At 28.8% G+C, this 12,124-nt stretch carries 1 protein-coding gene (only partly in view); it reads left to right on the forward strand.

The features are described 5' to 3' along the window. Positions 1 to 11,836 carry the 3' end of a hypothetical protein gene (locus WJM95_RS35325; protein ID WP_339136160.1) on the forward strand. It extends 20,498 nt beyond the left edge of the window, so the window shows 11,836 of its 32,334 coding nt (coding positions 20,499–32,334); its start codon lies beyond the left edge, outside the window; it ends in the stop codon at positions 11,834 to 11,836. The last annotated feature ends 288 nt before the right edge of the window (positions 11,837 to 12,124 follow it).

The following is a 12,124-nucleotide window of genomic DNA, read 5'->3' on the forward strand; positions in this document are numbered from 1 at the left end:
TGTTACACAATGTATCAATGTTGTTACACAATGTATCAATGTTGTTACACAATGTATCAATGTTGTTACACAATGTATCAATGTTGTTACACAATGTATCAATGTTGTTACACAATGTATCAATGTTGTTACACAATGTATCAATGTTGTTACACAATGTATCAATGTTGTTACACAATGTATCAATGTTGTTACACAATGTATCAATGTTGTTACACAATGTATCAATGTTGTTACACAATGTATCAATGTTGTTACACAATGTATCAATGTTGTTACACAATGTATCAATGTTGTTACACAATGTATCAATGTTGTTACACAATGTATCAATGTTGTTACACAATGTATCAATGTTGTTACACAATGTATCAATGTTGTTACACAATGTATCAATGTTGTTACACAATGTATCAATGTTGTTACACAATGTATCAATGTTGTTACACAATGTATCAATGTTGTTACACAATGTATCAATGTTGTTACACAATGTATCAATGTTGTTACACAATGTATCAATGTTGTTACACAATGTATCAATGTTGTTACACAATGTATCAATGTTGTTACACAATGTATCAATGTTGTTACACAATGTATCAATGTTGTTACACAATGTATCAATGTTGTTACACAATGTATCAATGTTGTTACACAATGTATCAATGTTGTTACACAATGTATCAATGTTGTTACACAATGTATCAATGTATCAATGTTGTTACACAATGTATCAATGTTGTTACACAATGTATCAATGTTGTTACACAATGTATCAATGTTGTTACACAATGTATCAATGTTGTTACACAATGTATCAATGTTGTTACACAATGTATCAATGTTGTTACACAATGTATCAATGTTGTTACACAATGTATCAATGTTGTTACACAATGTATCAATGTTGTTACACAATGTATCAATGTTGTTACACAATGTATCAATGTTGTTACACAATGTATCAATGTTGTTACACAATGTATCAATGTTGTTACACAATGTATCAATGTTGTTACACAATGTATCAATGTTGTTACACAATGTATCAATGTTGTTACACAATGTATCAATGTTGTTACACAATGTATCAATGTTGTTACACAATGTATCAATGTTGTTACACAATGTATCAATGTTGTTACACAATGTATCAATGTTGTTACACAATGTATCAATGTTGTTACACAATGTATCAATGTTGTTACACAATGTATCAATGTTGTTACACAATGTATCAATGTTGTTACACAATGTATCAATGTTGTTACACAATGTATCAATGTTGTTACACAATGTATCAATGTTGTTACACAATGTATCAATGTTGTTACACAATGTATCAATGTTGTTACACAATGTATCAATGTTGTTACACAATGTATCAATGTTGTTACACAATGTATCAATGTTGTTACACAATGTATCAATGTTGTTACACAATGTATCAATGTTGTTACACAATGTATCAATGTTGTTACACAATGTATCAATGTTGTTACACAATGTATCAATGTTGTTACACAATGTATCAATGTTGTTACACAATGTATCAATGTTGTTACACAATGTATCAATGTTGTTACACAATGTATCAATGTTGTTACACAATGTATCAATGTTGTTACACAATGTATCAATGTTGTTACACAATGTATCAATGTTGTTACACAATGTATCAATGTTGTTACACAATGTATCAATGTTGTTACACAATGTATCAATGTTGTTACACAATGTATCAATGTTGTTACACAATGTATCAATGTTGTTACACAATGTATCAATGTTGTTACACAATGTATCAATGTTGTTACACAATGTATCAATGTTGTTACACAATGTATCAATGTTGTTACACAATGTATCAATGTTGTTACACAATGTATCAATGTTGTTACACAATGTATCAATGTTGTTACACAATGTATCAATGTTGTTACACAATGTATCAATGTTGTTACACAATGTATCAATGTTGTTCAATGTTGTTACAGAATGTATCACTGTTGTTACAGAATGTATCAATGTTGTTACAGAATGTATCAATGTTGTTACAGAATGTATCAATGTTGTTACAGAATGTATCAATGTTGTTACAGAATGTGTCAATGTTGTTACAGAATGTATCAATGTTGTTACAGAATGTATCAATGTTGTTACAGAATGTATCAATGTTGTTACAGAATGTATCAATGTTGTTACAGAATGTATCAATGTTGTTACAGAATGTATCACTGTAGTTACAGAATGTATCAATGTTGTTACAGAATGTATCAATGTTGTTACAGAATGTATCAATGTAGTTACAGAATGTGTCAATGTTGTTACAGAATGTATCAATGTTGTTACAGAATGTGTCAATGTTGTTACAGAATGTATCAATGTTGTTACAGAATGTATCAATGTTGTTACAGAATGTGTCAATGTTGTTACAGAATGTATCAATGTTGTTACAGAATGTATCACTGTAGTTACAGAATGTGTCAATGTTGTTACAGAATGTATCAATGTTGTTACAGAATGTATCAATGTTGTTACAGAATGTATCAATGTAGTTACAGAATGTGTCAATGTTGTTACAGAATGTATCAATGTTGTTACAGAATGTATCAATGTTGTTACAGAATGTGTCAATGTTGTTACAGAATGTGTCAATGTTGTTACAGAATGTATCAATGTTGTTACAGAATGTATCAATGTTGTTACAGAATGTATCAATGTTGTTACAGAATGTATCAATGTTGTTACAGAATGTGTCAATGTTGTTACAGAATGTATCAATGTTGTTACAGAATGTATCAATGTTGTTACAGAATGTATCAATGTTGTTACAGAATGTATCAATGTTGTTACAGAATGTATCAATGTTGTTACAGAATGTATCAATGTTGTTACAGAATGTATCAATGTTGTTACAGAATGTATCAATGTAGTTACAGAATGTGTCAATGTTGTTACAGAATGTATCAATGTTGTTACAGAATGTATCAATGTTGTTACAGAATGTATCAATGTTGTTACAGAATGTATCAATGTTGTTACAGAATGTATCAATGTTGTTACAGAATGTATCAATGTTGTTACAGAATGTATCAATGTTGTTACAGAATGTGTCAATGTTGTTACAGAATGTATCAATGTTGTTACAGAATGTATCAATGTTGTTACAGAATGTATCAATGTTGTTACAGAATGTATCAATGTTGTTACAGAATGTATCAATGTTGTTACAGAATGTATCAATGTAGTTACAGAATGTATCAATGTTGTTACAGAATGTATCAATGTTGTTACAGAATGTATCAATGTTGTTACAGAATGTATCAATGTTGTTACAGAATGTATCAATGTTGTTACAGAATGTATCAATGTTGTTACAGAATGTATCAATGTTGTTACAGAATGTATCAATGTTGTTACAGAATGTATCAATGTTGTTACAGAATGTATCAATGTTGTTACAGAATGTATCAATGTTGTTACAGAATGTGTCAATGTTGTTACAGAATGTATCAATGTTGTTACAGAATGTATCAATGTTGTTACAGAATGTATCAATGTTGTTACAGAATGTATCAATGTTGTTACAGAATGTATCAATGTTGTTACAGAATGTATCAATGTTGTTACAGAATGTATCAATGTTGTTACAGAATGTATCAATGTTGTTACAGAATGTATCAATGTTGTTACAGAATGTATCAATGTTGTTACAGAATGTATCAATGTTGTTACAGAATGTATCAATGTTGTTACAGAATGTATCAATGTTGTTACAGAATGTATCAATGTTGTTACAGAATGTATCAATGTTGTTACAGAATGTGTCAATGTTGTTACAGAATGTATCAATGTTGTTACAGAATGTATCAATGTTGTTACAGAATGTATCAATGTTGTTACAGAATGTATCAATGTTGTTACAGAATGTATCAATGTTGTTACAGAATGTATCAATGTTGTTACAGAATGTATCAATGTTGTTACAGAATGTATCAATGTTGTTACAGAATGTATCAATGTTGTTACAGAATGTATCAATGTTGTTACAGAATGTATCAATGTTGTTACAGAATGTATCAATGTTGTTACAGAATGTATCAATGTTGTTACAGAATGTATCAATGTTGTTACAGAATGTATCAATGTTGTTACAGAATGTATCAATGTTGTTACAGAATGTATCAATGTTGTTACAGAATGTATCAATGTTGTTACAGAATGTATCAATGTTGTTACAGAATGTATCAATGTTGTTACAGAATGTATCAATGTAGTTACAGAATGTATCAATGTTGTTACAGAATGTATCAATGTTGTTACAGAATGTATCAATGTTGTTACAGAATGTATCAATGTTGTTACAGAATGTATCAATGTTGTTACAGAATGTATCAATGTTGTTACAGAATGTATCAATGTTGTTACAGAATGTATCAATGTTGTTACAGAATGTATCAATGTTGTTACAGAATGTATCAATGTTGTTACAGAATGTATCAATGTTGTTACAGAATGTATCAATGTTGTTACAGAATGTATCAATGTTGTTACAGAATGTATCAATGTTGTTACAGAATGTATCAATGTTGTTACAGAATGTATCAATGTTGTTACAGAATGTATCAATGTTGTTACAGAATGTATCAATGTAGTTACAGAATGTATCAATGTTGTTACAGAATGTATCAATGTTGTTACAGAATGTATCAATGTTGTTACAGAATGTATCAATGTAGTTACAGAATGTGTCAATGTTGTTACAGAATGTGTCAATGTTGTTACAGAATGTATCAATGTTGTTACAGAATGTATCAATGTAGTTACAGAATGTATCAATGTTGTTACAGAATGTATCAATGTTGTTACAGAATGTATCAATGTAGTTACAGAATGTATCAATGTTGTTACAGAATGTATCAATGTTGTTACAGAATGTATCAATGTTGTTACAGAATGTATCAATGTTGTTACAGAATGTATCAATGTTGTTACAGAATGTATCAATGTTGTTACAGAATGTATCAATGTTGTTACAGAATGTATCAATGTTGTTACAGAATGTATCAATGTTGTTACAGAATGTATCAATGTTGTTACAGAATGTATCAATGTTGTTACAGAATGTATCAATGTTGTTACAGAATGTGTCAATGTTGTTACAGAATGTATCAATGTTGTTACAGAATGTATCAATGTTGTTACAGAATGTGTCAATGTTGTTACAGAATGTATCAATGTTGTTACAGAATGTATCAATGTTGTTACAGAATGTATCAATGTTGTTACAGAATGTATCAATGTTGTTACAGAATGTATCAATGTTGTTACAGAATGTATCAATGTTGTTACAGAATGTATCAATGTTGTTACAGAATGTATCAATGTTGTTACAGAATGTATCAATGTTGTTACAGAATGTATCAATGTTGTTACAGAATGTATCAATGTTGTTACAGAATGTATCAATGTTGTTACAGAATGTATCAATGTTGTTACAGAATGTATCAATGTTGTTACAGAATGTATCAATGTTGTTACAGAATGTATCAATGTTGTTACAGAATGTATCAATGTTGTTACAGAATGTATCAATGTTGTTACAGAATGTATCAATGTTGTTACAGAATGTATCAATGTTGTTACAGAATGTATCAATGTTGTTACAGAATGTATCAATGTTGTTACAGAATGTATCAATGTTGTTACAGAATGTATCAATGTTGTTACAGAATGTATCAATGTTGTTACAGAATGTATCAATGTTGTTACAGAATGTATCAATGTTGTTACAGAATGTATCAATGTTGTTACAGAATGTATCAATGTTGTTACAGAATGTATCAATGTTGTTACAGAATGTATCAATGTTGTTACAGAATGTATCAATGTTGTTACAGAATGTATCAATGTTGTTACAGAATGTATCAATGTTGTTACAGAATGTATCAATGTTGTTACAGAATGTATCAATGTTGTTACAGAATGTATCAATGTTGTTACAGAATGTATCAATGTTGTTACAGAATGTATCAATGTTGTTACAGAATGTATCAATGTTGTTACAGAATGTATCAATGTTGTTACAGAATGTATCAATGTTGTTACAGAATGTATCAATGTTGTTACAGAATGTATCAATGTTGTTACAGAATGTATCAATGTTGTTACAGAATGTATCAATGTTGTTACAGAATGTATCAATGTTGTTACAGAATGTATCAATGTTGTTACAGAATGTATCAATGTTGTTACAGAATGTATCAATGTTGTTACAGAATGTATCAATGTTGTTACAGAATGTATCAATGTTGTTACAGAATGTATCAATGTTGTTACAGAATGTATCAATGTTGTTACAGAATGTATCAATGTTGTTACAGAATGTATCAATGTTGTTACAGAATGTATCAATGTTGTTACAGAATGTATCAATGTTGTTACAGAATGTATCAATGTTGTTACAGAATGTATCAATGTTGTTACAGAATGTATCAATGTTGTTACAGAATGTATCAATGTTGTTACAGAATGTATCAATGTTGTTACAGAATGTATCAATGTTGTTACAGAATGTATCAATGTTGTTACAGAATGTATCAATGTTGTTGAATGTATCAATGTTGTTACAGAATGTATCAATGTTGTTACAGAATGTATCAATGTTGTTACAGAATGTATCAATGTTGTTACAGAATGTATCAATGTTGTTACAGAATGTATCAATGTTGTTACAGAATGTATCAATGTTGTTACAGAATGTATCAATGTTGTTACAGAATGTATCAATGTTGTTACAGAATGTATCAATGTTGTTACAGAATGTATCAATGTTGTTACAGAATGTATCAATGTTGTTACAGAATGTATCAATGTTGTTACAGAATGTATCAATGTTGTTACAGAATGTATCAATGTTGTTACAGAATGTATCAATGTTGTTACAGAATGTATCAATGTTGTTACAGAATGTATCAATGTAGTTACAGAATGTGTCAATGTTGTTACAGAATGTATCAATGTTGTTACAGAATGTATCAATGTTGTTACAGAATGTATCAATGTTGTTACAGAATGTATCAATGTTGTTACAGAATGTATCAATGTTGTTACAGAATGTATCAATGTTGTTACAGAATGTATCAATGTTGTTACAGAATGTATCAATGTTGTTACAGAATGTATCAATGTTGTTACAGAATGTATCAATGTTGTTACAGAATGTATCAATGTTGTTACAGAATGTATCAATGTTGTTACAGAATGTATCAATGTTGTTACAGAATGTATCAATGTTGTTACAGAATGTATCAATGTTGTTACAGAATGTATCAATGTTGTTACAGAATGTATCAATGTTGTTACAGAATGTATCAATGTTGTTACAGAATGTATCAATGTTGTTACAGAATGTATCAATGTTGTTACAGAATGTATCAATGTTGTTACAGAATGTATCAATGTTGTTACAGAATGTATCAATGTTGTTACAGAATGTATCAATGTTGTTACAGAATGTATCAATGTTGTTACAGAATGTATCAATGTTGTTACAGAATGTATCAATGTTGTTACAGAATGTATCAATGTTGTTACAGAATGTATCAATGTTGTTACAGAATGTATCAATGTTGTTACAGAATGTATCAATGTTGTTACAGAATGTATCAATGTTGTTACAGAATGTATCAATGTTGTTACAGAATGTATCAATGTTGTTACAGAATGTATCAATGTTGTTACAGAATGTATCAATGTTGTTACAGAATGTATCAATGTTGTTACAGAATGTATCAATGTTGTTACAGAATGTATCAATGTTGTTACAGAATGTATCAATGTTGTTACAGAATGTATCAATGTTGTTACAGAATGTATCAATGTTGTTACAGAATGTATCAATGTTGTTACAGAATGTATCAATGTTGTTACAGAATGTATCAATGTTGTTACAGAATGTATCAATGTTGTTACAGAATGTATCAATGTTGTTACAGAATGTATCAATGTTGTTACAGAATGTATCAATGTTGTTACAGAATGTATCAATGTTGTTACAGAATGTATCAATGTTGTTACAGAATGTATCAATGTTGTTACAGAATGTATCAATGTTGTTACAGAATGTATCAATGTTGTTACAGAATGTATCAATGTTGTTACAGAATGTATCAATGTTGTTACAGAATGTATCAATGTTGTTACAGAATGTATCAATGTTGTTACAGAATGTATCAATGTTGTTACAGAATGTATCAATGTTGTTACAGAATGTATCAATGTTGTTACAGAATGTATCAATGTTGTTACAGAATGTATCAATGTTGTTACAGAATGTATCAATGTTGTTACAGAATGTATCAATGTTGTTACAGAATGTATCAATGTTGTTACAGAATGTATCAATGTTGTTACAGAATGTATCAATGTTGTTACAGAATGTATCAATGTTGTTACAGAATGTATCAATGTTGTTACAGAATGTATCAATGTTGTTACAGAATGTATCAATGTTGTTACAGAATGTATCAATGTTGTTACAGAATGTATCAATGTTGTTACAGAATGTATCAATGTTGTTACAGAATGTATCAATGTTGTTACAGAATGTATCAATGTTGTTACAGAATGTATCAATGTTGTTACAGAATGTATCAATGTTGTTACAGAATGTATCAATGTTGTTACAGAATGTATCAATGTTGTTACAGAATGTATCAATGTTGTTACAGAATGTATCAATGTTGTTACAGAATGTATCAATGTTGTTACAGAATGTATCAATGTTGTTACAGAATGTATCAATGTTGTTACAGAATGTATCAATGTTGTTACAGAATGTATCAATGTTGTTACAGAATGTATCAATGTTGTTACAGAATGTATCAATGTTGTTACAGAATGTATCAATGTTGTTACAGAATGTATCAATGTTGTTACAGAATGTATCAATGTTGTTACAGAATGTATCAATGTTGTTACAGAATGTATCAATGTTGTTACAGAATGTATCAATGTTGTTACAGAATGTATCAATGTTGTTACAGAATGTATCAATGTTGTTACAGAATGTATCAATGTTGTTACAGAATGTATCAATGTTGTTACAGAATGTATCAATGTTGTTACAGAATGTATCAATGTTGTTACAGAATGTATCAATGTTGTTACAGAATGTATCAATGTTGTTACAGAATGTATCAATGTTGTTACAGAATGTATCAATGTTGTTACAGAATGTATCAATGTTGTTACAGAATGTATCAATGTTGTTACAGAATGTATCAATGTTGTTACAGAATGTATCAATGTTGTTACAGAATGTATCAATGTTGTTACAGAATGTATCAATGTTGTTACAGAATGTATCAATGTTGTTACAGAATGTATCAATGTTGTTACAGAATGTATCAATGTTGTTACAGAATGTATCAATGTTGTTACAGAATGTATCAATGTTGTTACAGAATGTATCAATGTTGTTACAGAATGTATCAATGTTGTTACAGAATGTATCAATGTTGTTACAGAATGTATCAATGTTGTTACAGAATGTATCAATGTTGTTACAGAATGTATCAATGTTGTTACAGAATGTATCAATGTTGTTACAGAATGTATCAATGTTGTTACAGAATGTATCAATGTTGTTACAGAATGTATCAATGTTGTTACAGAATGTATCAATGTAGTTACAGAATGTATCAATGTTGTTACAGAATGTATCAATGTTGTTACAGAATGTATCAATGTTGTTACAGAATGTATCAATGTTGTTACAGAATGTATCAATGTTGTTACAGAATGTATCAATGTTGTTACAGAATGTATCAATGTTGTTACAGAATGTATCAATGTTGTTACAGAATGTATCAATGTTGTTACAGAATGTATCAATGTTGTTACAGAATGTATCAATGTTGTTACAGAATGTATCAATGTTGTTACAGAATGTATCAATGTTGTTACAGAATGTATCAATGTTGTTACAGAATGTATCAATGTTGTTACAGAATGTATCAATGTTGTTACAGAATGTATCAATGTTGTTACAGAATGTATCAATGTTGTTACAGAATGTATCAATGTTGTTACAGAATGTATCAATGTTGTTACAGAATGTATCAATGTTGTTACAGAATGTATCAATGTTGTTACAGAATGTATCAATGTTGTTACAGAATGTATCAATGTTGTTACAGAATGTATCAATGTTGTTACAGAATGTATCAATGTTGTTACAGAATGTATCAATGTTGTTACAGAATGTGTCAATGTTGTTACAGAATGTATCAATGTTGTTACAGAATGTATCAATGTTGTTACAGAATGTATCAATGTTGTTACAGAATGTATCAATGTTGTTACAGAATGTATCAATGTTGTTACAGAATGTATCAATGTAGTTACAGAATGTGTCAATGTTGTTACAGAATGTGTCAATGTTGTTACAGAATGTATCAATGTTGTTACAGAATGTATCAATGTAGTTACAGAATGTGTCAATGTTGTTACAGAATGTATCAATGTTGTTACAGAATGTATCAATGTTGTTACAGAATGTATCAATGTTGTTACAGAATGTATCAATGTTGTTACAGAATGTATCAATGTTGTTACAGAATGTATCAATGTTGTTACAGAATGTATCAATGTTGTTACAGAATGTATCAATGTTGTTACAGAATGTATCAATGTTGTTACAGAATGTATCAATGTTGTTACAGAATGTATCAATGTTGTTACAGAATGTATCAATGTTGTTACAGAATGTATCAATGTTGTTACAGAATGTATCAATGTTGTTACAGAATGTATCAATGTTGTTACAGAATGTATCAATGTTGTTACAGAATGTATCAATGTTGTTACAGAATGTATCAATGTTGTTACAGAATGTATCAATGTTGTTACAGAATGTATCAATGTTGTTACAGAATGTATCAATGTTGTTACAGAATGTATCAATGTTGTTACAGAATGTATCAATGTTGTTACAGAATGTATCAATGTTGTTACAGAATGTATCAATGTTGTTACAGAATGTATCAATGTTGTTACAGAATGTATCAATGTTGTTACAGAATGTATCAATGTTGTTACAGAATGTATCAATGTTGTTACAGAATGTATCAATGTTGTTACAGAATGTATCAATGTTGTTACAGAATGTATCAATGTTGTTACAGAATGTATCAATGTTGTTACAGAATGTATCAATGTTGTTACAGAATGTATCAATGTTGTTACAGAATGTATCAATGTTGTTACAGAATGTATCAATGTTGTTACAGAATGTATCAATGTTGTTACAGAATGTATCAATGTTGTTACAGAATGTATCAATGTTGTTACAGAATGTATCAATGTTGTTACAGAATGTATCAATGTTGTTACAGAATGTATCAATGTTGTTACAGAATGTATCAATGTTGTTACAGAATGTATCAATGTTGTTACAGAATGTATCAATGTTGTTACAGAATGTATCAATGTTGTTACAGAATGTATCAATGTAGTTACAGAATGTGTCAATGTTGTTACAGAATGTATCAATGTTGTTACAGAATGTATCAATGTTGTTACAGAATGTATCACTGTAGTTACAGAATGTGTCAATGTTGTTACAGAATGTATCAATGTTGTTACAGAATGTATCACTGTAGTTACAGAATGTATCACAGAATGTAGTTACAGAATGTATCAATGTTGTTACAGAATGTATCAATGTTGTTACAGAATGTATCAATGTTGTTACAGAATGTATCAATGTTGTTACAGAATGTGTCAATGTTGTTACAGAATGTCAATGTTGTTACAGAATGTGTAGTTACAGAATGTATCAATGTTGTTACAGAATGTATCAATGTTGTTACAGAATGTATCAATGTTGTTACAGAATGTATCAATGTTGTTACAGAATGTATCAATGTTGTTACAGAATGTATCAATGTAGTTACAGAATGTGTCAATGTTGTTACAGAATGTATCAATGTTGTTACAGAATGTATCAATGTAGTTACAGAATGTATCAATGTTGTTACAGAATGTATCAATGTTGTTACAGAATGTATCAATGTTGTTACAGAATGTATCAATGTAGTTACAGAATGTATCA

Origin of the sequence: Streptomyces sp. f51, assembly GCF_037940415.1 — a bacterium.
Lineage (GTDB): Bacteria > Actinomycetota > Actinomycetes > Streptomycetales > Streptomycetaceae > Streptomyces.